Origin of the sequence: Kribbella sp. NPDC051952, from assembly GCF_040680855.1 — a bacterium.
Classification (GTDB): Bacteria; Actinomycetota; Actinomycetes; order Propionibacteriales; family Kribbellaceae; genus Kribbella.
Genome location: NZ_JBFAXQ010000004.1, coordinates 420,322 through 443,751, shown reverse-complemented (window position 1 = coordinate 443,751; position 23,430 = coordinate 420,322). Strand labels below are relative to the sequence as shown.

The 23,430-nt window shown below is 66.8% G+C and carries 24 protein-coding genes; 8 read left to right on the top strand and 16 right to left on the bottom strand.

The annotated features are described in order from the left end of the window. Positions 1-644 precede the first annotated feature (644 nt). The 3 genes from AB0L70_RS11495 to AB0L70_RS11485 form a co-directional block, all read right to left on the bottom strand. Positions 645-1,949, bottom strand: coding sequence for a serine hydrolase domain-containing protein (locus tag AB0L70_RS11495; protein WP_363682666.1), 1,305 nt, complete (start codon positions 1,947-1,949; stop codon positions 645-647). Between the two features lie 385 nt (positions 1,950-2,334). Next, entirely contained in the window at positions 2,335-2,538 is a 204-nt protein-coding gene (locus tag AB0L70_RS11490) for a KTSC domain-containing protein (RefSeq protein ID WP_363682664.1), read from the bottom strand. Positions 2,539-2,592: 54 nt separating this feature from the next. After that, positions 2,593-2,946, bottom strand: a complete 354-nt coding sequence (locus tag AB0L70_RS11485) for an XRE family transcriptional regulator (protein WP_363682662.1) — start codon at positions 2,944-2,946, stop codon at positions 2,593-2,595. Between the two features lie 138 nt (positions 2,947-3,084). Here AB0L70_RS11485 and AB0L70_RS11480 point away from each other — a divergent pair, with 138 nt between their 5' ends. Continuing rightward, positions 3,085-3,378 (top strand): hypothetical protein, encoded by a 294-nt coding sequence (locus AB0L70_RS11480; RefSeq protein ID WP_363682660.1) that lies wholly within the window; start codon positions 3,085-3,087, stop codon positions 3,376-3,378. A gap of 71 nt (positions 3,379-3,449) precedes the next feature. On the opposite strand, the gene AB0L70_RS11475 is transcribed toward AB0L70_RS11480, so the two are convergent. Both AB0L70_RS11475 and AB0L70_RS11470 read right to left on the bottom strand, forming a co-directional pair. Next, the gene (locus tag AB0L70_RS11475; RefSeq protein ID WP_363682658.1) at positions 3,450-4,466 is read right to left on the bottom strand and encodes a hypothetical protein; all 1,017 of its coding nucleotides are present in this window, start codon (positions 4,464-4,466) and stop codon (positions 3,450-3,452) included. Positions 4,467-4,645: 179 nt separating this feature from the next. Then, positions 4,646-5,275, bottom strand: coding sequence for a hypothetical protein (locus AB0L70_RS11470; protein ID WP_363682656.1), 630 nt, complete (start codon positions 5,273-5,275; stop codon positions 4,646-4,648). Positions 5,276-5,475: 200 nt separating this feature from the next. Here AB0L70_RS11470 and AB0L70_RS11465 point away from each other — a divergent pair, with 200 nt between their 5' ends. Continuing rightward, complete coding sequence (locus tag AB0L70_RS11465; RefSeq protein ID WP_363682654.1) at positions 5,476-6,303, top strand: aldo/keto reductase; 828 nt, start codon at positions 5,476-5,478, stop codon at positions 6,301-6,303. 16 nt (positions 6,304-6,319) lie between these two features. Here the strand turns inward: AB0L70_RS11465 and AB0L70_RS11460 are convergent, their stop codons facing one another. Continuing rightward, a complete protein-coding gene (locus AB0L70_RS11460; protein WP_363682652.1) occupies positions 6,320-6,586 on the bottom strand; it encodes a hypothetical protein in 267 nt (88 codons plus the stop codon). Positions 6,587-6,656: 70 nt separating this feature from the next. Here AB0L70_RS11460 and AB0L70_RS11455 point away from each other — a divergent pair, with 70 nt between their 5' ends. Together AB0L70_RS11455 and AB0L70_RS11450 are read left to right on the top strand one after the other, a co-directional pair. After that, positions 6,657-7,145, top strand: coding sequence for a hypothetical protein (locus AB0L70_RS11455; RefSeq protein WP_363682650.1), 489 nt, complete (start codon positions 6,657-6,659; stop codon positions 7,143-7,145). Positions 7,146-7,183: 38 nt separating this feature from the next. Continuing rightward, positions 7,184-7,555 carry a MerR family transcriptional regulator gene (locus AB0L70_RS11450; RefSeq protein WP_363682648.1) on the top strand — a complete coding sequence of 124 codons (372 nt, stop codon included), beginning with the start codon at positions 7,184-7,186 and terminating at the stop codon, positions 7,553-7,555. A gap of 138 nt (positions 7,556-7,693) precedes the next feature. Here AB0L70_RS11450 and AB0L70_RS11445 read toward each other — a convergent pair whose 3' ends face one another. The 6 genes from AB0L70_RS11445 to AB0L70_RS11420 all read right to left on the bottom strand — a co-directional run bounded on the left by AB0L70_RS11445 (position 7,694) and on the right by AB0L70_RS11420 (position 15,652). Then, positions 7,694-8,341, bottom strand: coding sequence for a DUF6308 family protein (locus AB0L70_RS11445; RefSeq protein ID WP_363682646.1), 648 nt, complete (start codon positions 8,339-8,341; stop codon positions 7,694-7,696). Between the two features lie 71 nt (positions 8,342-8,412). Next, positions 8,413-11,328, bottom strand: coding sequence for a vitamin B12-dependent ribonucleotide reductase (locus tag AB0L70_RS11440; protein WP_363682644.1), 2,916 nt, complete (start codon positions 11,326-11,328; stop codon positions 8,413-8,415). A gap of 113 nt (positions 11,329-11,441) precedes the next feature. Then, positions 11,442-11,936 carry a transcriptional regulator NrdR gene (gene nrdR / locus AB0L70_RS11435; RefSeq protein ID WP_363682642.1) on the bottom strand — a complete coding sequence of 165 codons (495 nt, stop codon included), beginning with the start codon at positions 11,934-11,936 and terminating at the stop codon, positions 11,442-11,444. Between the two features lie 267 nt (positions 11,937-12,203). Then, entirely contained in the window at positions 12,204-13,901 is a 1,698-nt protein-coding gene (locus tag AB0L70_RS11430) for a dihydroxy-acid dehydratase (protein WP_363682640.1), read from the bottom strand. Next, positions 13,898-14,782 carry a dihydrodipicolinate synthase family protein gene (locus AB0L70_RS11425; protein ID WP_363682638.1) on the bottom strand — a complete coding sequence of 295 codons (885 nt, stop codon included), beginning with the start codon at positions 14,780-14,782 and terminating at the stop codon, positions 13,898-13,900. The genes AB0L70_RS11430 and AB0L70_RS11425 overlap by 4 nt, the downstream gene beginning before the upstream one ends. 81 nt (positions 14,783-14,863) lie before the next feature. Next, positions 14,864-15,652, bottom strand: a complete 789-nt coding sequence (locus tag AB0L70_RS11420) for a glycerophosphodiester phosphodiesterase family protein (protein ID WP_363682636.1) — start codon at positions 15,650-15,652, stop codon at positions 14,864-14,866. Between the two features lie 97 nt (positions 15,653-15,749). On the opposite strand from AB0L70_RS11420, the gene AB0L70_RS11415 reads away from it, so the two are divergent. Then, a complete protein-coding gene (locus AB0L70_RS11415; protein WP_363682634.1) occupies positions 15,750-16,700 on the top strand; it encodes a nucleoside hydrolase in 951 nt (316 codons plus the stop codon). Here the strand turns inward: AB0L70_RS11415 and AB0L70_RS11410 are convergent. After that, positions 16,693-17,283 (bottom strand): TetR/AcrR family transcriptional regulator, encoded by a 591-nt coding sequence (locus tag AB0L70_RS11410; RefSeq protein ID WP_363682632.1) that lies wholly within the window; start codon positions 17,281-17,283, stop codon positions 16,693-16,695. The genes AB0L70_RS11415 and AB0L70_RS11410 overlap by 8 nt on opposite strands. A gap of 76 nt (positions 17,284-17,359) precedes the next feature. Here AB0L70_RS11410 and AB0L70_RS11405 point away from each other — a divergent pair, with 76 nt between their 5' ends. After that, complete coding sequence (locus AB0L70_RS11405; RefSeq protein WP_363682630.1) at positions 17,360-17,971, top strand: GNAT family N-acetyltransferase; 612 nt, start codon at positions 17,360-17,362, stop codon at positions 17,969-17,971. Here the strand turns inward: AB0L70_RS11405 and AB0L70_RS11400 are convergent. Then, a complete protein-coding gene (locus AB0L70_RS11400) occupies positions 17,913-18,407 on the bottom strand; it encodes a LysM domain-containing protein (RefSeq protein WP_363682628.1) in 495 nt (164 codons plus the stop codon). The genes AB0L70_RS11405 and AB0L70_RS11400 overlap by 59 nt on opposite strands. A gap of 359 nt (positions 18,408-18,766) precedes the next feature. Here AB0L70_RS11400 and lexA point away from each other — a divergent pair, with 359 nt between their 5' ends. Together lexA and AB0L70_RS11390 are read left to right on the top strand one after the other, a co-directional pair. Then, a complete protein-coding gene (gene lexA / locus AB0L70_RS11395) occupies positions 18,767-19,549 on the top strand; it encodes a transcriptional repressor LexA (RefSeq protein WP_363682626.1) in 783 nt (260 codons plus the stop codon). Between the two features lie 48 nt (positions 19,550-19,597). Further along, positions 19,598-20,107 (top strand): glutathione peroxidase, encoded by a 510-nt coding sequence (locus AB0L70_RS11390; RefSeq protein WP_363682624.1) that lies wholly within the window; start codon positions 19,598-19,600, stop codon positions 20,105-20,107. A 328-nt stretch (positions 20,108-20,435) separates the two neighbouring features. On the opposite strand, the gene ligD is transcribed toward AB0L70_RS11390, so the two are convergent. Then, positions 20,436-21,413: a non-homologous end-joining DNA ligase gene (ligD, locus tag AB0L70_RS11385; RefSeq protein WP_363682622.1), complete on the bottom strand. Its 978-nt coding sequence runs from the start codon at positions 21,411-21,413 to the stop codon at positions 20,436-20,438. Further along, positions 21,410-23,404, bottom strand: coding sequence for an ATP-dependent DNA helicase (locus tag AB0L70_RS11380; protein WP_363682620.1), 1,995 nt, complete (start codon positions 23,402-23,404; stop codon positions 21,410-21,412). The genes ligD and AB0L70_RS11380 overlap by 4 nt, the downstream gene beginning before the upstream one ends. Between the last annotated feature and the right edge of the window lie 26 nt (positions 23,405-23,430).

The following is a 23,430-nucleotide window of genomic DNA, read 5'->3' as shown; positions in this document are numbered from 1 at the left end:
GGTTAATGCTAAATTTCGGCATTGACTTTCGGCACGCTGTTGAGTTCTCAAGAATCGGACGCACACCGCGCTTCAGACTTTCGTTTGAAGCTCCGGGGCAACTCGCCCAACTTTACTGTTTCGTCCGGGGCCGGTCAAATCGGCCTCTTTCGTCCCAGTCCCCCTGCGCGACTCAGTGACCGAAACCCACCGGGGCGTGTTTCGGTTGCCAAGACCTTCAGGGAGTTTGTTGAAGCTGCCGGCCGCTTTCGCGTCCCGCGCCTCGCTCCAACAAGAAGAACATTACTGACATTCGCGGTGCAGATGCAAATCGGGGTCCCGGACCCTGTCCGGAGTCCCTGACAGCTGCCCTCAGAGCCGATCATCCGGCCCTGACGCAACGCAGTGCTCGTCCCTCTGGTCACATCACTCACTCACGTCTCCGCGAGCGACATCTCCATAGTCCCGCACCGCACAAACGGTTTTGGCGGGCCTACGACGTACTAGAGCTGACGAGGTGGGAGCCGGTCAGCCGACTCCCACCTGTCACGTACCGCGCCGCTCAGCAGACGCCTCTCGGCGAGTGGCCGCTCGTAGCGGCTGAGGTTGAGGCCCGGGGTCATGAAACCGAGCGGCATGTAGTTGTAACCGGGCCGCCCCCACACCTATTCCCGGGTGCAGCCGAACTCGGCGTCGCCCTGGCCGAAGATCAGCCGGCCCTCGCGTACCTCGAACGTGGACACCGTGTTCATCGAGCTGAAGCCGGTGGCCGAGTGCGCCGTGAAGTTCATCGGAGCCTGGCCTTCGAACGTCACCTCGAGCCCACTCCCCCGCCGTTCGACCGAGAACGCGACCCTGTCGTCCAGCCGGTACGCACCGACCAGTCCGTCGAGTACGTCGTCGGCCGGCAACTCCGGGAACGCGACGTCGTCCGGGTACCCATCCCAGCCGTACGTTGACGTGGCCCGGGCGAATGCTCTCGGCAAAACCCAACTGCCGTGCTCGCCGTTCGTCATCATCGCCGCGCCCTGGCCTGTGTCCCGGAACGCCAGGAGATGGCACCGGTAGCCCGTGTTACTCCCGCCGTGGCCGAACCGCAGCCCGGAGTCGCCGAGGAAGACGCCAAGCCCCAGCGCCGTCAGCCCGCCGATGCGGTCTGTGGCGGCTGTCTGGGGAGTCAACATCTCGCGAGCAAGCCCATGGGACAGGATGTCTTCGGCTCCGGCGTACGCACGCTGAACTCCGATGGCGAACCTGGCGAGGTCAGTAGGCGTGGTCCACAATCCCGCCGTGGCCAGCTGCGGGTAGGTGTGCCACCGGCCTTCGAGTGGGTTGCCGAGTTCGTCATGGCCAGTCGCAGTTCGCGCATGTAGGTCTTTCGGCAGCGGCTGGGCGTAGTCACTGTCCGACATCCCGAGCGGTTGCAGCACCAGCTCTTGCGCCAACTCTCGGAACGGCTTGTGTGTCACGTCCTCAAGCAACTGCTGCATGACGAGGGTGCCGCCTCCGGAGTACCTGAACTGCGTCCCTGGAACGAGGTCGACACGAACGCCCGTGTACGCCGGTCGCACGCCGTTGAGGACCTGCACAGTCGTCGGCACGTCCTCGTCGTACGGGTATCCCGGGACGCCGGACACCGTCATACCCGCGGTGTGACTAGCGAGCTGTCGCAGTGTGACCCTCGGCTGCCAGCCGTCCAGCGATGGGACCTGCCAGGACGTGAGCTTCTGATTCACATCCTCGTCGAGGTCGAGCAGACCACGATCGACCAGCCTGAGCATCGCCAGTACGGCAACCGGCTTGCTGATCGAGGCCGCCTGGAACAACGTGTTCGGCGCGACGGCCGTAGTGCCGCCTGCCTCGATCACCCCAGCCGTGCCGGTCTGCGTGATCTCGCCATCCTCGATCACTGCCCAGCTCGCGCCGGGCACGCTGAACCTCTCGAGGTCCTGCTCGATCTCCTCACGCACCACGTCAGCGTTCCTCCCTCGGCTCCGTCGTTCGGAGCCTCGGGAGGAACGGTACGGCGGACCAGGTTCGCCGCTAGGTGCGATTACCTCGACGGCTGCGGTGCTTCGCAGTCGATCTTCGGGTTGGCTCCGAGGTAGTTGAGTGGGCCGGCGATGATCGTGACCAGCGTCGTGCTCACCTTCGCGCAGGTCGCACTGGAACCTGAGAAATAGTTTCGTTGTGCCGCGGCGGCCAAGCCGATGACCAGCCAGATCACAACGATGATCGCTAGGGTGCGGGTTCCGGTCGTAGATGCTCTACGAGTGGGCATATCTATCTCCTGGGTCGGGCGCTTCCCCGTGCGGATCGACGCCTACCGGTGCCCGCCGCGCGCCGGCCGGAAACTCACACCTCACGGAACTCGTAGTACGGCTTGATGTGCTTGTTGATGTACGCGCCGATACTCGGGGCGGCCAGCAGCGCGGCGTACGTCGGCTGCGGGACCTCGAAGTATTGGTACACGGAACCGTTGACGTACTCGAGCTCCAATGTGCCGTCGGACCAGCCGATCGATCGCACACTCGACGAATTCACCGGGCGTCGCCTCATCCGCAGCTCCCTTCGGTACGTCGTGCTGCGCAGCCGCCAGTGTGCACCCGGGCATCAGTGCGCCGCTGATCGCTCCGGCCCTTCGGTTTCCAGCCGTGCGAGCGCGCGGGCCAGATCGCCGAGCGCCGTGTGGAGCTGGACCACCACCGAATCGTCGAGCGGTATGCGGCGCTGGTCCAGGCCGAGGGTGGCCGTGAATCTGACCCGGGCGTCCGGCGACGCCTCGTTGAGTGAGGTGTCGAGGAGGCCCTGAAGATGTTCGCTGGGCACCATCTCCGGTCTCTCGCTCCATTTGGTGACCGTGCGTGGCGAGACGCCGAGGCGCTCCGCGAACGCCTCGTTGGTCAGCCGCAGTGCCGTACGCAAGGCATGCGCGTGCCGGCCGGTCCATTTCTCGATGACTGTCATCGGTTCACTCCTTGCGTGTCGACTACTCCCTGCAATGAGAATATGGCGATTCGGTCACGATCGGCGGGCAGAATTTTTGCCCTGTGGATACCGGTTCAGTTCCTGGTGAGGCCGCCGTGGCGCCGGTTGACTTCTGCCATGGACGAGATCAGTGGTAGAACCGCGACGCTGCTGCGGACCCCGCGACGGCGTCATCTGAAAGTCGCGAACAAGTCCGGGCCACGCTGCTTCCAGCTGGTCCGCCACGTCGACGTCTCCGGCATCAGCGGAACGGGCGTCGTCGCAGAAGGAGTTGAGTGGTCGGACGGGACGATCGCCCTGCACTGGGGCGGGCGATACCCGACCACCACGGTCTGGCCGGACGGTGTCGAGGCGCTCCTCAGCATCCACGGTCATAACGGCGCGAGCACGATCCGATGGCTGGACGAGTGAGCATGCGCACCCGATCACGGTGGGGCGGGCCCACCCTGCAGCCGGCCCGCCTCACCGGCCTACCCGCACTCCTACTCCGAATAGAACTGTTCGCGGTATTCGCCATTCGCGTCTTTCGCCGCGGATCCGTTCAGTTCGGACTTGGCCGCGCCGGCCCTGGCCCGGTCTTTCTGGGCGCCGGCGTGCCGAGGGACGGGCCGCTGCTGCGACTCGTCCGTCGGATCTCCGGCGTCGTCGTCCTCATCGAGCTCGTCGATCGCGGCACTGAAGGCGATCTCGGCGCGCGTCGGTTGAGGTCGCTCGATCGCTTCGGCCGAGGTACGTCGGACCGGGAGATCGTTGGCGGCCGCGGACAGCTCGGTGAGCGTGTCGAGGAGGCCGACGGCGTTCTCGACCTCGCCAGGATGGTTGACCATCCACCAGACCGCGGCCGATCCAGGCGTGGCGAAGACGTCGTCCTTCAGATACGCGCGCTTGTCCTGCTCCATCCGGCGTTCGAGCAGAGTCGCCTGCTCCCGGCGGTGCAGGGCAGCCAGATGCTGAAGGTGCTTCTGATCCGCGTCAGGCAACCGCAACCGCACTTCGGTGGCCCAGCTACGGACCTGTCCCTTCTCATCGAGCGCGGGTTCGCCGAGAAGGGCGGCCAAGCGGTGCTGGTTCAGCGACTCCTCGGTGACCTGCTGCCTCGCGGTCAAGGACCGGGCGCGGTCCAGCAGCGCATCGACCGCAACCGCGCCAAGGTCGGCGTGCCGAGATCCCGACAACACCGTGGACCACTGCACGACCGCCGAGAAGCTGAACTGGAAGTCCGGCGACGCGGACGGCAGCCGTACGTCGGCCACTGTCCGCGACGGTGGCCCGGAGAACACGGGCTCCCGATCCGGCAGTACGACGGACGGGGCCGGCGCTGGCTTGGTCACGACGGGACGGGGTTCGTCGGGCTGCCTCCAGACCACGGCGAGCAGCACGAGCAAGACCACAGTCAGTACGACCGCGGCCCATCCCGGCAGGCCGACGATCAGCGCTACGACGTACAGAACCAGCACAATCGCGGCAGCCGTCAGGAGGGAGTTCCGGTGCAGCTTCATGGTGGCGTTCCTTCACCGCGTCGGGCGGAGGTCAGCAGGTCGGCCAATGCGCACCGGACGGCTTCCCCGTCCTCACACCATCCAGGTCACCGGCAACCCAGACCACGGACTGCGCCCCACGACGAGCCCACAAAAAGTTTCACACAGCTCACCCAAAGTAGTCACCGCACGCGTGTCGGTCAGCCGGTGAGGGAGCGGAGGGCCCGTCGGGAGGGGGTGAGGAGGACGGGTTTGTAGGGGCAGCGGGCGTCGGTGAGGGTTTCGTAGGCGCGGATGGCTCGGTTGGCGGCGTCCCAGCCTTGCTCGGCCGGGCTGCGGCCGAGGCCGCGGTTGCGGACAAGCGCGCCGTAGAAGGCCGAGCAGAAGACGGTCGCCTCATACCAGCCGATGACATTGCTGGTGCCGATGTAGGTGATGTCGTCCTGGAGGCAGTCCCGGATCGCGCGCTGCCACTTGCCGATACCGGTTTTGCAGCCGTCGGCGATGACGACACCGCTGGCGATCCCCCACTGGCGGTCCAGGAACCAGTCGGCGAGCGAGCGCAGGGAGACCTGGGTCTTGCCGTCGGTCGACAGGAAGGAGGGCTCCTCACTGTGGTCACCGTGTGCCATCACATGCAGCACCGTCGAGGGAGTGGTCAGAGCGGAGAAGGCGGTCTCGTGGTCCCGGGTGCGGACGAAGTTCACGTCGATCACCGGCTGGTCCCAGCCCGCGTTGATGTTCCCCGTGATGCCCTGCACGAAGCTCATCGACGCGTCGAACGAGCTGTCCAGACCGAGGTCCACCAGAGTGATCAGCCGATTCTTCATTCGCCCACCCCTCCCACGTGTTTCATGGCCCCGTCGCACCATGATGACCCACGGATCCGACACTTCGCGCCCCTGTCCACCGGTGCTGAGGCCGGCGGTCCGGACCGTACGACGTACGACGGGATCGAGCCGTCCGAGTGGCGGGCGCGGACCGTGATCGACGTACGGTGTCGGGCAGCGGCCGTCGAAGGAGGAGACGCATGAGCCAGGTTCCGACGATCACGTTGAGTCACGGCGCGGAGATGCCACGGGTCGGGTTGGGAACGTCGCCGTTGAACGACGCGGATGCCGAGCGGTCGGTCAGTACGGCGCTCGAACTCGGGTATCGACTGGTGGACACGGCGGAGAACTACCGCAACGAGGTCGGCGTCGGACGTGCCCTGCGGGGTGTGCCTCGCGACGAGGTGTTCCTGACGTCGAAGTTCAACAAGCGGTGGCACAGCGTCGAGGGTGCCCGGACCGCGTTCGAGGCGAGCGCGGAGAAGCTGGGCGTGGAGTATCTCGATCTGCTGCTGATCCACTGGCCGAATCCGGAGCAGGATCGGTACGTCGATGCCTGGCGAGGGCTGCTCGAGCTGCGCGAGGCAGGGCTGGTCCGGGCGATCGGTACATCGAACTTCAAGCCGGCTCACCTGCAGCGGTTGATCGACGAGACCGGAGAGGCGCCGGAGGTGAACCAGGTGCAGCTGAGTCCGGTGTGGGCGAAGGCAGCCGAGCGCGAGTTCCACGCGGCACACGGGATCGTCACCGAGGCCTGGAGTCCGCTCGGGAAGGGCACCGACCTGCTGAGTCACCCGACAGTGCAGGACATCGCCAAGACGCACGGGAAGGCGCCGGGTCAGGTCGTCCTGCGGTGGGAGACGCAACAGGACGTCGTACCCATCCCGAAGTCTGCCGACCGCGGCCGGCTCGCGGAGAACCTGGCCGTCTTCGACTTCGAGCTCAGCCCGGAGGAGCTAGCAAGCCTCACCGCGCTGGACGGCACATCGACCAAGCCTGCCGCCGACTCCGACCGCTCCGGCCACTGAACCCGAGCCGCTGAGGTTAGAGGTTGAGGAGTTCGGCGAGGGTTTCGCCGAGGACCTGGGCTCGTACGGCGGCGGAGGTGGTGACGCGTTCGACGGTCAGGCGGGACAGGTAGGGGTCGCCGTACGGGGCGTCGGAGCCGAAGAGGGTGCGGTCGGGGATCTCCGTGATGGCCAGGCGGACGGCGAAGATGTTCGCGGTGGACAGCTCCAAGTACATGGATGGGGTGTCGCGAACGAGTCCGATCGCGGTGAGCCAATTGAGTCCACCTAGTTGGCTGATCACCAACGGGACGTTCAAAGCGCCTCGAGAGCTGGGCCAAGTCCGCGAGGTCGTCGACAGTTGGTCCGAATCCGTGCACGACGACAGGCAGTCCGCCGTGGTCGGCTGCGGCCTGGAGGACCGGCTCGATGCGGGCAGCCTGTCCAGGCCCCGGAGTCAGCTCACCGATGCCTCGGTAGCCGCGAGCAACAAACTCTTCCCCGACGACCGCGGCAATCTCGTCGGCCGGCAGATCGAGGTCGACCTTGCCGAAGCCCATGAAGCGGTCGGGGTACGCGGCGATCGCGGCATCGAGTTCCTGCCAGGCCGCGACGTACGCCGTACTGCTGCTGGGGCCGCCGCTGACAGTCTCGGACAGGATGCCGAATTCGCGTCGGAGGCCCGCAAGATCGGTGGCGCGCTCGGGATGTGGCCGTGTGCCGAACAGCACAGCCCGGTCCACGTCGGCCTCGTCGAGCAGGGCAATGTGAGTCTCAACTGGATCGTGGACATGGCTGTGGGCGTCGATGATCAACTAATTCTCCTGATCCGAAGGAATGTGACGGTCAGGATCAAGGGTTGAACGTTGACATGGTGGCAAGGTCAAGCTCAGGAGCGGGGATGTTGATCGGGCAGTTGGCGAAGCGGACCGAGACCAGCGAGCGGTTGCTCCGGTACTACGAACGGGTCGGACTGCTCGAGTCGCGACGGCAGGCGAACGGATACCGCGAGTACGACGAAGCCGCCGAGGCCACCGTCCGCCAGATCCGTCTCCTGCTCGCCGCCGGGCTGTCCACGAGCACCATCAAGCAGATCTTGCCGTGCGCACACACGGACGGCTCGCTCACTCCCTGCCCCGGTGTGCTGGACAGACTCCGCACACACCTCGGCCGGCTCGACGACCGCGCTGACGAACTCGCGCGCGCTCGCATCACCCTCCAGAACACCATCGCCACCACCGAAGGCCGCTCCACCACCATCACCATGGCGTAAGACGAGCAACGCCGAGGTGGGCACCCGACGGACGGCGTGAGGCGGGCAGGGCCGAAGGTGGAGGTCCTGAGGCCGCAGGTGGAGGCCGCCCGCACGGGAGGCCCTGGACCCGCACGTGGAGGCCCTGGACCGCCGGTGTCAGGTGAGGGTGCAGGTGGTGTTGTTCTTGCCGTGCATCCAGAGGAGGACGTCGAGGATGCGGAGGGCTGAGAGGTCGAACGGGACCTTGAGGTCGTCGCGCAGGGACAGCAGGTGTGGGTGTAGGCCGGGGTCTTGCTGGAGGTGGGCTCGCAAGGGTTCCCACCACCTGTTGGAGCCGATCACCTCTGCGATAACGGAGTCGTAGATCGGACGCAGGCGAGGTCGCTTGCGGGCGTAGAGCTTGCTGGCGGTGGTCGGGCCGACGGAAGGCAGCGCGTCGAGCATGCCCCACAGGCGCCACCCGACCCAGTCCTCGGCCCACGGCGTCCGTTCCTCAACGAGGTCGCGGTCGGGGCCCAGTTCCTCGAGGAGTTCCGCGAAATCGTCGGCGAGGGTGTCCAACAGCGCCTCCGCGGCCAGCGGCGGAACGCTGACCGAGAGGAAGGACACGGCCACCAGATCGTCCGCGGTGAAGCGGTTATGCGAGCTGCCCCGGGTGCCCGCGCTGTCCCACGTGTCGAAGCGAGCCCCGGCGTACCGATGCGCTTCGTGCCCGTTCAGTCCGTAGTAACAGGACAGGACTCTGACCGCGTCGGCCCGCCGCCCGACATCCACCAACGACGGCAGCTCCATCGAACCTCTCACGTTCCAGACGCACCTCGGCCCCCGGGGAAAGTGGGAAGTTCCCGGGGGCCGTAGTGCTATCAGTTGGTGGGTCAGCTGCAGCCGGAGGTGCTGCCGCAGCCTTCGCAGACGTAGCAGGAACCGCTGGGACGCATCTTCGTACCGCAGGTGAAGCAGAGCGGTGCGTCGACCGAGGTGCCGGTGATGAGTTCGAACATCTCGGCGGTGGTGCGGACCTCGGAAGCGTCGAGCGGCTTGGCCGATGCGGCCTCGGCGATGACCGGCGCCTCGCTGGACTCGACCGCCTCAATCGGCTCGACCGGCTCAACCGACTTCAGCGACTCGGGCTCGGAGATCTCGACCGGAGCCAGCTCGTACGAGCCGGTGTCGAGCTGCCGGGACCGCTCGTCCGCCGAGTAGATGCCGAGGGCGGCCCGCTCGTCGAACGGCAGGTAGTCCAGGGCCAGGCGGCGGAAGATGTAGTCCATGATCGACTGCGCCATCCGGACGTCCGGGTCGTCGGTCAGACCGGCCGGCTCGAACTTCAGGTTGGTGAACTTCTGGACGTAGGTCTCCAGCGGTACGCCGTGCTGCAACGCGATCGAGATCGCGATCGAGAAGGCGTCCATCACCCCGGCCAGGGTCGAACCCTGCTTGCCCATCTTCAGGAAGACCTCGCCCAGACCGTCGTCCGGGTAGGAGCCGGCGGTCATGTAGCCCTCGGCCCCACCGACCGAGAACGACGTGGTCCGCGACGGCCGCGACTTCGGCAGACGCTTGCGGGTCGGCCGGTACTCGATGACCTTCTCGACGATCTTCTCGGCGACCGCAGCCTCGGCGGCCACTGCCTCCGAGGCCTTCTTCGCCTTCGCGTCGGCCAGCGGCTGACCGACCTTGCAGTTGTCGCGGTACACCGCGAGCGCCTTCAGGCCGAGCTTCCAGCCCTGGAAGTAGACGTCGGCGATCTCCTCGACCGTCGCGGTCTCCGGCAGGTTCACCGTCTTCGAGATCGCGCCGGACAGGAACGGCTGGGCCGCCGCCATCATCCGCACGTGGCCCATCGGCTTGATCGCGCGCTCACCCATCGCGGTGTCGAAGATCTCGTAGTGCTCCGGCTTCAGGCCCGGCGCGTCCACCACGTGACCGTTCTCGGCGATGTACTCGACGATCGCCTCGATCGTCTCCTCGGTGTAGCTGTACTGGCGCAGCGCCCGCGGAACCGTCTGGTTCACGATCTGCATCGACCCGCCGCCGACCAGCTTCTTGAACTTGACCAGCGAGAAGTCCGGCTCGATACCAGTGGTGTCGCAGTCCATCATGAAGCCGATGGTTCCGGTCGGTGCGAGCACCGAGGCCTGCGCGTTCCGCCAGCCGTTCTTCGTGCCGATCTTCAGTACGCCGTCCCACGCCGCCGCCGCGTGCTTGTGCACGTCCTTGTCGATCTCGGAGACCGTCCGGATCGCGTCGTTGGCCGCCGCGTGCTTGCGCATCACCCGGGTGTGGGCGTCCTTGTTCCGCTCGAAACCGTCGTACGGACCGACGACGCCGGCCAGCTCGGCCGAGCGCTTGTACGACGTGCCCGTCATCAGCGACGTGATAGCGCCCGCCAGTGCGCGACCGCCGTCGGAGTCGTAGGCGTGACCCGTTGCCATCAGCAACGCACCGAGGTTCGCGTAGCCGATACCGAGCTGCCGGTACGCGCGGGTGGTGTCGCCGATCGCCTCGGTCGGGAAGTCCGCGAAGCAGATCGAGATGTCCATCGCGGTGATGATCAGCTCGACCGCCTTGACGAACTTCTCCGAGTCGAAGAGGTCGTCGTCGCGGAGGAATTTCATCAGGTTCAGCGAGGCCAGGTTGCAGGACGAGTTGTCCAGGTGCATGTACTCCGAGCACGGGTTGGACGCGGTGATCCGGCCCGTCTCCGGCGTGGTGTGCCAGTCGTTGATGGTGTCGTCGTACTGCAGGCCGGGGTCGGCGCAGGCCCACGCGGCCTGGGAGATCTTGTCGAACAGGCTCCGAGCGTCGACGGTCTCGATCACCGAGTTGTCCAGCCGGGCCCGCAGCCCGAACTCGCCCTTGTCCTCGACCGCGCGCATGAACTCGTCGGTCACCCGGACCGAGTTGTTCGCGTTCTGGTACTGCACCGAGGTGATGTCGCGACCGCCGAGGTCCATGTCGAAGCCCGCGTCACGCAGCACGCGGATCTTCTCCTCCTCGCGCATCTTGGTGTCGACGAACTCCTCGATGTCGGGGTGGTCGACGTCGAGCACGACCATCTTGGCCGCGCGCCGGGTGGCGCCACCGGACTTGATCGTCCCGGCGCTCGCGTCCGCACCGCGCATGAAGCTGACCGGGCCGGACGCCGTACCGCCGCTGGACTGCAGCAGCTCCTTGGACGAGCGGATCCGGGACAGGTTCAGGCCGGCACCGGAGCCGCCCTTGAAGATCAGGCCCTCTTCCTTGTACCAGTTCAGGATCGAGTCCATCGAGTCGTCGACGGCGAGGATGAAGCAGGCCGACACCTGCTGCGGCGAGGACGTGCCGACGTTGAACCAGACCGGCGAGTTGAAGCTGAAGTACTGGTGCAGCAGCATCCAGGTGACCTCGTGCTCGAACACCTCGGCGTCGTCCGGGGTGGCGAAGTACCCGTGCTCCTCACCGGCCTTGCGGTAGGTCTTCACGACCCGGTCGAGCAGCTGGCGCAGGCTCCACTCCCGGTTGTCGTGGCCGACCGCACCACGGAAGTACTTGGTGGTGACGATCGTCGAGGCGTTCACGCTCCAGGAGTCGGGGAACTCGACCCCGCGCTGCTCGAAGACGGTCTCGCCGGTCTTCCAGTTCTGCTGTACGACGTCGCGCCGCTCCCAGGTCACCTCGTCGTAGGGGTGGACACCCTCGGTGCTGAAGACGCGCTCGATGGTGAGTCCCGCGGGCGCGTTCTTACGCCCTCGGAACCCGGCCGCCGACCTCTTGGTCGACCCCGAGTGGCCGGTCACCGTCTCTGTCATGGTTGCTCCTCGCCCTGTGTCTGGTACTACCGCGGTCTGTCGGGACCGCCCCGTTGAATAACGCCAGATATTGCGGATGGTGCCGATGGTGCCGATGGTGCTCAATCCCCGATTTATGTCTGCTGGGTCGGCTTCAGCGGGCTCGGCTCGGTGCCCTGGGGCTCCTTCTCGGCCCGGAGCAGCGCGATCTCCGTCTCGAAGTCGTCGGCCGACTCGAACTGCCGGTACACACTGGCGAACCGCAGGTAGGCGACCTCGTCCAGTTCCCGCAGCGGACCGAGGATCGCGAGTCCGACCTCGTGCGCGGGGACCTCCGGCGAGCCGCTCGCCTTGAGCGCGTCCTCGACCTTCTGACCCAGCCGGGCCAGCGCGTCGACGTCCACCGGCCGGCCCTTGCAGGCCTTGCCGACACCGTTGATGACCTTCTCGCGGCTGAACGGCTCGGTCGCGCCGGAGCGCTTCACGACCGTGAGCTGCATCTGCTCGACAGTGGTGAACCGCTTCTCGCAGACCGGGCATTGCCGGCGGCGGCGGATCGCTCCGCCGTCCTCGGCCACCCTGCTGTCGACCACGCGGGAATCGACGTGACGGCAATACGGACAGTGCACGACGAATCACTCCTCCCGTGGGCCCGGCTGTGGATCAGCCTGGGGACAACCTGTGTATGACCTGTGTGCAACTAACCACTACCTGTGGAAAATTACACCCGTGTAACCACTACATCTAGGGATCCTAGATCGCTGCGCCGACAGTTTGCAAGAACGCTCGAATCGCGGGCGCGTCTCCTTGTTTCAACACCCGAGCGGCCTCGTGTACTCCCGCGTGGCGCCATCGGAACCGGCCTCCGGAGGCGCAAACTACGTCCTCCCGGCGGGTCAGGAGGACGGCAGGCAGAAGTCGAAATCGCAGCCGCGATCCGCTCCCAGAACGTGGTCACGGAACAACCGCCGGTAACCGGTCAACGATGGATCGGTGAAGCCTGTCTGCGCGGGCTCGAGAGCGGCTCGCCGACGCTCGAGCTCGTCGGAGTCGACGAGGAGGTCGAGGCGAGCCTCGGAGACGGACAGGCGGATCTGGTCGCCCGTGCGCACGAGAGCCAGCGGTCCGCCGAGGGCCGCTTCCGGCGTCACATGGAGCACGATCGTGCCGTACGCCGTACCGCTCATCCGCGCGTCGGAGATCCGGACCATGTCGCGAACACCCCGCCGGGCCAGCTTGCCCGGTATCGGCAGGTACCCGGCCTCGGGCATGCCCGCTCCGAGCGGACCGGCGTTCTGGAGCACCAGTACGTCGTTCTCCTCGACGTCCAGGTCTGGATCGTCGATCCGCGCCGCCAGGTCCTCCAACGAGCTGAACACGACAGCACGTCCGGTGGTCTCGAACAGCGCCGGGTCAGCCGCGGACCGCTTGATCAGCGCACCGGACGGCGCCAGCGAACCTCGCAACCACACCAGCCCACCCTTGTCCCGGGCCGGCGCAGACAGCGGCCGTACGACGTCCCGATCGACCCAAGGCGGACCGTCGCCCAACCGCTCGCCCAGCGTCTCCCCCGTGACCGTCAGCACGGACAGGTCCAGCAAGTCCCGGAGCTCACGCAGTACGGCGGGCAGTCCGCCGGACGCATGCAGGTCCTCCATGTAGTGCGATCCGGTCGGCTTCAACTCCACCAGCACCGGTGTGGTGTCGCTCAACGCGTTCAGCTCGTCCGGATCGATGGACAGGCCGAGTCGCCCGGCCATGGCGGTCAGGTGGATCAGGGCGTTGGTGGATCCGCCGATGGCGAGGAGAACGCGCAGTGCGTTGCGGATGGAGGCTGCGGTGACGACCTGGTCCGGCGTACGTCCGGCGACGGCGATCGAGACCGCGGCGGCCCCGGTGGCTTCGCCGATCCGGAGGCGGTCCGCGTGCACTGCCGGGGCGGCAGCACTGTCCGGCAGGGACATGCCGAGTGCCTCGACGATGCAGGCCATCGTCGAGGCGGTCCCCATCACCGCACAGGTGCCTGCTGTGGTGGCGAGGTTGCGCTCTACCCGGCCGATCTCGTCGGCCGAGACCTCACCGGCCCGGTAGTGCGCCCAGAAGCGGCGGCAGTCGGTGCACGCGCCCAACCGCTCACCTTGGTACCGCCCGGTCGACATCGGACCGGTGACGAGCTGGATCGCCGGTCGGCCGGCGGAGAACGCGCCCATGAGCTGCGCCGGCACGGTCTTGTCGCAGCCACCGACCAGCACGACGCCGTCCATCGGCTGGGCCCGGACCAGCTCCTCGACGTCCATCGCCATCAGGTTGCGATAGACCATCGCGGTCGGTTCGAGGAAGCTCTCCCCCAGCGAGATGGTCGGGAACTCCATCGGCAGGCCGCCGGCCGCGATGATGCCGCGGGCAACGGACTTGACCAGCTCCGGCTGTTGCCGATGACAAGGATTGAAGTCGCTGGCCGAGGTGGCGATGCCGATCACCGGCCGGTCGAGTGACTCCGGCGATCGTCCGCTCGCGTGCAGGAACGCGCGCCGCAGGTACTTCGAGAACTCCGGGTCCCCGTAGCTGACCAACCCACGGTAGATGCCACTCATGAGACTCCGGGCGTACGACGCAGGTGTTCCTCGAGCAGCTGCAACATGCTCTCCGGAGGTGCAGCGCCGGGCGACCGGACGGCGTCGTACGCGATCAGGCCGCGCCGGACCAGGCTGCGTTTCCGCAGGCCGAGGGCGATGCCGGCCTGGAACTCGAAGTTCACCAGCGGCAGGTAGTCCTTCCACACCTCCCGGGCCGCCTCGAAACCGCCGGTCCGGTACGCCGCCACGCACGCGAGCAGCCCTTCCGGGACGGAGAAGCCGGTCATCGCGCCGGCCGCACCGACGGCCAGTTCGTCGAGCAGGCCGGTGCCGCCGAGCCCACCGAAGATCGGTACGTCGAGACCGGCGACCAACATCGCGACGGCAGGCGGGCTCGGTGCGGACTCGGACTTCACCGCGACGACCGACCGCACGTTCCGAATGGCGGCGATCAGGTCGGCGGAGGCGATCGAGATCCCCGTGATCACTGGGTAATCCTGGACCACCAGCGGGCGTTCGGTGCGGTGGGCAACGTCGTTCAGGTGCTTGCCGAGGGCACCAGGATCGCTGGAGTTCACTTGAACCATAAGTCCGGCGAGACGAGAACCGACCGCCGGCAAGACGTTCGCGGCCTCCGCGGAGACCTCCTCCAGCTCGAGCGCACTCACGCCGATCACGAGCGGCAGGTCGCCCGCGGCTACGACGGTCTCGACCACCGTGCGGCGCTCTGCGGGGGTCAGCCGGGCCGCCTCGCCGAAGACTCCGAGCACGGTCAGCCCGGTCGCACCGATCGACTCGTAGTGCCTGACCTGACGTGCCATCGACTCGGTGTCGACAGCCGAACCGTCCGCCGTCAACGGTGTCGCCAGTACGCCCCACACTCCGGGATCCAGCGTCATGGAGTTCCTCTTTTCGTCGCCGCGGTGGCCTGGGCGAGGCCCTCCTCATCTCATCACGACGAACGACGGACGTTCCTGAGCTCAGCGGGTCGCGGCGCTCCAGCCGGCCAGTTCGGCCGGGCGGTTGGTGATGATGCCGTCGACACCCGCGCGCTCGAGTGCGCGCCAGCTGGTCGGATTGTCGACAGTCCAGATGTTGACCGCGACGCCCGCCGCGTGCAGCTCGGCGACGATCCCCGGACGGGTCTGCAATGCGGCCTCGGACGGGTTGTACGCCAGCACCTCGAGATCCTTCGCGATCGCGACCGGATCCGGGTCGAGGACACCGCGGAGCAGACCCAGCGGCAGTTCGGGAGCGAGCTCGCGGACCCAGCGCAGGTGCTGCGGCTCGAAGCTCTGCACGAACACCCGGCCGCTCATCTCCCTGTCGTACACATCGTCGACAATCCGCCCCACCGAATCGCGCGTGTGCACGTTCTTGATCTCCAGCAGAAGATTCCCGCCGCGCGCCCTCAACCCGTCGAGCTGCTGCACCAAGGTCCGCACCCGCTGACCCGCGAACGCCGGCGCGAACCACGACCCCGCGTCCAGCTCGGCCACCTGCGCCGCGGTCAGCGACCGGATCTCCCCAGTACCGTTCGTGGTCCGATCGACCGTCGCGTCGTGCAGCACCACCGGTACGCCGTCCTTGGTCGACTGCACGTCCGTCTCGATCCAGTCGACCCCCGCCCGGCGAGCGACCTCGTCCGATGCGGCCGTGTTCTCGGGCGCCGAGGAGGAACCACCGCGATGAGCCCAGATCCGAAGCGGCTCCCCCGGCTTGCGAAGGAAGTGCGTACCGGCAGCAGTGTCGACTGGCGTCAGCGTCACAGGCATCGACCGTAGGAAGGCGACGCGAACGGGATCGGATCCGACGATGAACCTACCGGCAACGACGGATGTCACCTGGATACGTGAGGATGGCGGTATGAAGCCGGTGATTCTCGATGTCGACACAGGCCTGGACGACGCCTGTGCCCTGCTGCTCGCCGCTCGGCACCCGGAGCTGGACCTGAAGGCGGTGACCTGCGTCGGCGGCAATGTCGGACTCGACGACGTGGTGATCAACACGCTGACCGTGCTGGAGGCCGCGGGCCGGACCGACGTTCCGGTCGCCCGTGGCGCGGCACTGCCGCTACTCCAGCCGGTACGAGCCGCTCCCCACGTCCATGGCGTCGACGGACTCGGAGATCTCGACTGGCCCCGATCCACTCGTACGACGGACTCGCGGCATGCGGTCGAGCTACTTCGCGACGTACTGCAAGAGGCGGCCGCGTCCAGTGAGTTGGTGACGCTCATCCCGCTGGCGCCGATGACGAACATCGCGTTGCTGCTGCGCACCTACCCCGAGGCGGCCGCAGGGCTGCGCGAGATCGTATTCATGGGCGGCGCCGCCGGGATCGGGAACGCGACCGCATCGGCGGAGTTCAACATCTGGACCGATCCGGAAGCAGCCGCTGTGGTGCTCAGTGCGGCCGGCCAGCTCGGCATCCCGGTCACGATGTACGGCCTGGACGTCTTCTACGACGTGGTCGTGACGCTGGAGCAAGCGCGTGAGCTGGGCGGGTCGCCCTCGGCGGAGCTCGCGCGGAAGCTGATCGAGAAGCGCAGCGAGCTCTACAAGCGCGATGGAGCAAGCATCGGTGACGGCGGTGCGGTGTGTGCCGTGATCGATCCGTCCGGGCTGACCACCGAGCAGTTCCCGCTGCGGGTCGAACTGTCGGGGAGTTGGTCCCGGGGACGCACGATCGTCGACACCCGCGACTGGTCGGCCGATCTCAGCAGCGATCCGTACGGGCCGTCGTCGACCGTGGTCCAGGTGTCGACCGCGGTCGAGGGTGCTCGCTATGCCGCGATGTGGCTGGACACGGTCAAGTAGCCAGCTTGAGCAAGCGGTCGCGCAGGCCGTCCAGGAACAACTCGAGACCGGCGCCAAAAAGGTCGCCGGCACCCGCCGGCTCCGCGACAACTGCGGCGAGGGTCCACCGGGCGGTGACCTCGAAGAGGTAACGCGCCTGCGGCTCGGGTACGCCGAGGTTCACCAACGACTCGATCTGCGCGCGAATCAGCTCGGCCCGTGAACCGTCCCCGCGATCGCGGTCCGGCGTCGCCTTCGCCTGAATCAACCCAGCCAGACCGGGATGCTCGGCGTAGAAGGCTCGCAACTTCTCCGATCCCGACTTCGTGACCGCGATCCAGTCGTCCACACTGCGCACCTCTTCGTACGCCGTCTTGTCCGCAGCGAACTCGTCGAACGCGTTGCGCGCCACCAGGTCGAGCAGGTCGGCCTTGTTGTGGACGTGGTGGTACAGCGATGGAGCGCGGACCTGCAGGCGCTCAGCGACCGCGCGCATGGTGAGCCCGTCAACACCATCGGCGCGGATGATCGCCAGGGCCGCGTCGGTGATCGCGGCGATGGAGATCCCCGCCGCGGCGTGGGAGGACGGATCGCGTCTGGTCACGAAAACCTCGTTGTCGGCTCTGGGGATCAGCGACTACTGTCTAACGACATTAGACAGCCTATCCGAGGACGGCACCGTGTCTGGACTGCATCCCGCCTATCCCCTGCGCACCGAGCGGCTCGAGCTGCGGCCGCATCGGAGGGAGGATCTGGACGACCTCTACGCGTTCCACTCGCGACCTGAGGTGGTGCGATACACGCCGTGGCCGGTGCGGAATCGTGAAGAGACGCGAGCCGCACTCGAGAAGAAGCTGGTCCAGGGTGAGCTGACCGAGCCTGGTCAATGGCTGGTTCTTGCGATCGAACTCCGGGAGACCGGGACCGTAATCGGCGAGGTGTTGCTGAAGTGGGCCAGCGAGGCTGATCGCCAGGGTGAGATCGGGTTCGCGCTACACACCGACTATCAGGGAAAGGGTCTGGCGGCCGAGGCTGCGCGGGAGGTACTGCGGCTCGGATTCGAGGACCTGGAACTGCATCGGATCGTCGCGATCCTCGATGACCGGAACGCTCCGTCGGCTCAACTGCTGGAGCGGCTCGGGATGCGGCGGGAGGGCCATCACATTCACGCGATGCACTTCAAGGGCGAGTGGGCGAACGAGTTCGTCTACGCGCTCTTGAAGGACGAGTGGATCAGCGGGCGACAGGAATCTGCAGAGTCTGACCGGGGACAACGTCGGCCGGCGACGTGAGCTTGTTGAGGTCGGCAATCTTCTCGACGACGGTGGCCGGATCCTGGGTCGGGTTGGTGTCCTGCGCGATGGACCAGAGGGTCTGACCGGGCGCGACCTGGACGGGAACCGTGTGGGAGAAGTCCGGGCCGGGCTCGAGCACACCGGCCACCCGCAGCCCGAGCACGGCGATCGCCGAACCGAACACGATCACGGAGATCGCGGTCAGCAGCATCCGCCCACGTCGGGTCAGTCGCAGCGCCGGCGCCTCGGCGACCGCTTGGTGGCGCACCCTTGCCTCACGGCCGAGCACCTCACCCGAACAGGCGCGGACAGGGAGGGACTCGGTGGTCGTGCCGGCGATCTTGCGGCGGCGCGGAGCCGTCTGCGGGGCCGGCGCAAAGTCGGTCGCCTGACGCCCTGCCAGTGCATCTGCCGCGAGAGCTGCTGTGCTCATCGGATCCTCCAGAACCTCGTTCAGTCCACGTCCTGCGGTGTTGATCCTTGTCTACCGGTCGCCTCCGACAGTTTTTCAAACCGGAAGCTCCCGAACACTTGTTCGATCGAACGTCTGTACGAATGATTAACCGACAAGCACCCATCGCGCAACCACTTCCAACCACGACACGCCCGAGAAATTCCCGCCGACCGAACGGCGCCGCCGGCGCCTTATAACCCGACACACGAACAGATGTGCGAACCGACACGCCTTCGAACAGATGTTTGAAGAATCTCAGAATTCGGTCTACGGTCAAGTCAGTCGAGCAAGCTTCGGCCGGTGTGCGACCGCCGGCCCGACCCGAGGAGTAACCACCGATGGCCAGGACGCCGAGCGGTTCCAGCAAGGACGAGCGCCGTGCCACCGAGGCCGGCCAGCCGGCGGACCGGACCGTGGCCGAGTTACCCGACGGCCCGGCCGACGCGACCGGCCTGACGCCGCGGCAGCGGCGGGTGCTGGACGTCATCCGCGACTCGGTCGACAGCCGGGGCTACCCGCCGTCGATGCGCGAGATCGGCGAGAAGGTCGGCCTGACCAGTTCGTCCTCGGTCTCCCACCAACTGCGCGTGCTGGAGCAGAAGGGCCTGCTCCGCCGCGACCCGAATCGCCCACGTGCGATCGAGGTTCGCTACCCAGGTGAGGTCGACGCGGCGGCCCGGCGCTCGGCGCTCGGCTCGGTGCGACAGACGACGTACGACGAGACCGGTGCCGGCGATGCACACCCGGCCGCGGTCTACGTGCCGGTCGTCGGACAGATCGCCGCCGGTAATCCGATCCTGGCCGAGCAGGAGATCGAAGAGGTCTTCCCGTTGCCCAAGGCAATGGTCGGCGAGGGCACGCTGTTCATGCTGAAGGTCAAGGGTGAGTCGATGATCGACGCGGCCATCTGCGACGGCGACTGGGTGGTCGTGCGGCAGGAGCAGACCGCGGAGAACGGCGACATCGTGGCCGCGATGATCGACGGCGAGGCGACCGTGAAGACATTCAAGAAGACCAAGACCGAGATCCTGCTGCTCCCGCACAACCCCGCCTTCGAGCCGATCGACGGCAAGGACGCGGTCATTCTCGGAAAGGTCGTAACAGTTCTGCGCCGAGTCTGACATCTCAGACGGCGAGCGAAGTCGGGCGTGTCGTGTCAGCATTGAACCATGACGACTGTCTATGACTTCAGTGCGCGCCGGATCGAAGGCAATGAACAGTCTCTTGCCGATTTCCGCGACCAGGTGCTCCTGGTGGTGAACACGGCCTCGCAGTGTGGGCAGACTCCGCAGTACAGCGGATTGCAGAAGCTCTACAAGAACTACCGTAGACAGGGCTTCTCAGTGCTCGGCTTCCCCTGCGACCAGTTCGGCCACCAGGAGCCAGGTGACGAGAACGAGATCGCGAACTTCTGCTCGACGATCTATCACGTCACGTTCCCCATGTTCGCCAAGATCGATGTGAACGGGTCGAAGACGCTTCCGCTGTACAACTGGCTGAAGCGTGAGCAGGGCGGCCTGCTTGGCGGACGGATCAAGTGGAACTTCACGAAGTTCCTGATCGGCCGCGACGGCGGGGTGATCGCGCGGTACGCGCCGACTCACACGCCGGAGAAACTGGCCGACAAGATCGAGACTGCGCTGGCAGTGCCTGCGCCGTCCCGGGAATCGAACGACTGACCCAGCGCGCACGGCTTGAGGGCCGTGCGCAACGAGTTGTGGTTCGACGTGATGAGCACCAAGGCTCGATGCCGGCGTTGGCTGAAACCCCTTGTTTTCTGAGACATCTGAACACCAGCCGTCTCAACGCCGCAGGTTTCTCTCCGGATTCCGAACATTTCCCTTGCCGCCCGCATGTTCTGGACCGGTACGGCGCCGTCAGCGATGCACGTGAACCTTCCCGCGCATCAGCACATCCGTCGCTTCAAACCCTGTCGACCAAAGCCCTGACGACTCAATCCCTGTCGCTCTTGCCGTCGAGCGAGGGGAAGGACGTGGTGGGCTCGACTCAATCTCTGTCGACGAGGACCGATTCGGGGTTGATGTCCAGGCGAAGGCCGCGCCACACCGGGTGCCGGAGCCTGGCGTCGGCAGCCCATCCGGAGAAGGTGACTTCGGCGACGAGCGCCGGGTCCAGCCAGTGCGCGCGGCGACGGTCCGTGGTCGGGATTGTCGACGGATCAAAGGGTGCGGTGTCGACCTCCAGTCCGGCCAGCTCGGCACTCAGCATGTCCAGAGTCGCGAAGTCGAGGCCCGAACCCACCTTGCCGATCAGCACGAGTTCGCCGCCGGGTTCGTCGTACGCGCCGCAGTAGAAGGAGCCGATCTTGCCTTCGCGGTTGCCCTCCCCCGGATGCCAGCCGCAGAGGATCACATCGCGGGTCTGCACCGGCTTGACCTTGATCCAGTCGCTGCTCCGGCGGCCGGCCAGGTAGCGCGATTTCCGCCGCTTCGCGACCACGCCCTCGAGACCTTGGGCCGCTGACATCTGCAGCGCCGCCTCGCCGTCGTCGTAGGCCGGTGGTATCTCCCAGAACGGGTCGCCGACGTCGAGGGAGTCCAGCAGCCCGCGACGATCGTCGTACGTTGCCTCTAGCAACCACTTGCCGTCGAGGCGGAGGACGTCGAAGAGTCGGACCGAGACCGGGACCTCGGTGATCAGGTGCCGGAGCTGGCGTGGATCGCGAACGTGCATCCGTCGTTGCAACAGGCCGAACGAGGGTGCGCCGTTCTCGTCGAGGGTGACGATCTCGCCGTCCAGTACCGCGGGCAGCCGCAGGCCAGGCGCCTCGGCCAGCCCGATCAGCTCGGGGTAACCGCCCGACACATCGCGACTGTTGCGCGACCACAGCCGGCAGACGCCGTCGTCCACTTCCGCGATGACGCGGATGCCGTCCCATTTCATCTCGTACGACCAGCCCGCACCCGAGGGCATCTGCCCCAGCGCCGCCATCATCGGCAGTACGGGCGGACCGGCCGGACTCATGTGGACTGCAATCGTTTCAGGGCCCCGAGCACCTTCTCACGATCGGCGGTCGGCCACATCGGTGGCAAGGAGGCGCGCAGGAAGGACCCGTACCGCTGGGTGACGATACGTGGATCCAGGATCGCGACGACGCCGCGGTCAGAGCTGCGGCGGATCGATCGACCGGTCCCCTGCGCCAGCAGCAATGCGGCGTGAGTCGCGGCGACGGCCATGAACCCGTTCCCGCCGGCCTCGTCGACAGCACGCTGCCGGGCAGCCATCAACGGCTCATCGGGACGTGGGAACGGAACCCGGTCGATGATCACGAGGTTGCAGGTCGAGCCGGGTACGTCGATCCCCTGCCAGAGCGAGAGTGTCCCGAAGAGTGACGTCTCCGGATCGTCGACGAACTCGCGGGCGAGCTCGCCCAGCTGCGCATCCCCTTGACAGAGCACCTTCAGGTCGGTCGCCTCACGGACCGCGGCCGTCGCGGCCTCGGCGGCACGGCGGGACGAGAACAGGCCAAGTGTCCGGCCGCCCGCGGCGGTGATCAGATCGATGATCTCGTCGAACTGCTTCTTGCCCAGTCCGTCCCGATGCGGCGGCGGCAGGTGCTTGGCGACGTACAGAATCGCCTGCTTCTCGTACTCGAACGGCGAGCCCACATCCAGACCGCGCCACGGCAGGGGTGCGGTCTCGGAGTCCTCGACCTCCGGCATCTCGTCGTCGTCCGCGAGCCGGTCGGACGGACGGAGACCGACCTGGCGGGCGATCGCGTCGAAGTCGCCGCCGAGGGTGAGGGTCGCGGAGGTGAGGATGGCGGTGCGGTCCTTGAGGACGAGCTCGCGGAGCAGGCCGGCAACGGTCAGCGGCGCGATCCGGAGCTCGCGGCCGAAGCGCTCGCGGTCGGTCATCCAGACGACGTCGAGGTCGCTGAGCGCGGCGACGCGTTCGGCGACGTCGAAGATCTCCTTGACCGCGCCCTTGGACTGGCGTTTCGCACCGTCGGGGTCGTCGTCCTTGTCGTCGGACTTCTTGTTCAGGTCGGAGTACATCGAGCGGGCGGCGTCGCGGACGAGAGCGGCGGCCTCGAGGACAGGACCGTTCGAGGCTTCGATCCGGCCTTCGCGGGTAGCTTCGAGGGCGGCCCGGAGGGCGTCGGAGGCGTCTATCAGGTCGTCGGCCTTGTCGTCGTCGACGAAGCGGCGGGAGCGCTTGGCGGCGCGTTCGACCATCTGCGGCGACAGTTCGTCACCTGCGGCACCGGTGACTCGGGCAGGGAGCTCGTGGGCCTCGTCGACGATGATCACGTCGTGCTCGGGCAGGACCGTGCGGTTCTCGAAGGCGTCGATCGAGAGCAGCGCGTGGTTGGTGATGACGATGTCGGCCTTGCGGGCCTGCTCCTTGGCCTTCTCCGCGAAACACTCCTCGCCGTACGGGCATTTCTGCGCACCGAGGCACTCGCGGGCGGCGATGGCGACCTGCTGCCAGGCCTGGTACTGATGCGACGGCGCGTGGTCGCGGTCGCCGGCCTCGCCGTCCTGCAGCTGCTGCTCGGCCCAGTCGCGCAGCTCGAGCACCTGCTGGCCGATCTGTCCCGGCGGCGGGACGTCGATGAGCATGCCGTCGTCATCCGGAGCACCCTCGCGGATCCGGTGCAGGCAGGCGTAGTTGTTGCGGCCCTTCTGGATCGCGTACGCCGGTCTGCGCGGGAGAAGCTTCTCCGTAGCGTCGAGAAGTGCTGGTACGTCGCGGTCGACAAGCTGGGACTGGAGCGCGAGGGTCGCGGTGGAAACGACCACGCGGCGGTCCTCGATCGCGTGCAGGAGGGCGGGAACGAGGTACCCGAGCGACTTCCCGGTGCCGGTGCCGGCTTGCACCAGCAGATGGGAGCCGTCATGCATGGCGGTGTCGACGGCTTGCGCCATCTCCACCTGACCGGGCCGGGTCTGCCCGTCGATCCCGGAAACAGCAGCTTCGAGCAATTCGCGTACGTCGACACCCACCGCCACACCCTAGCCCGCGCGACAGACAGATT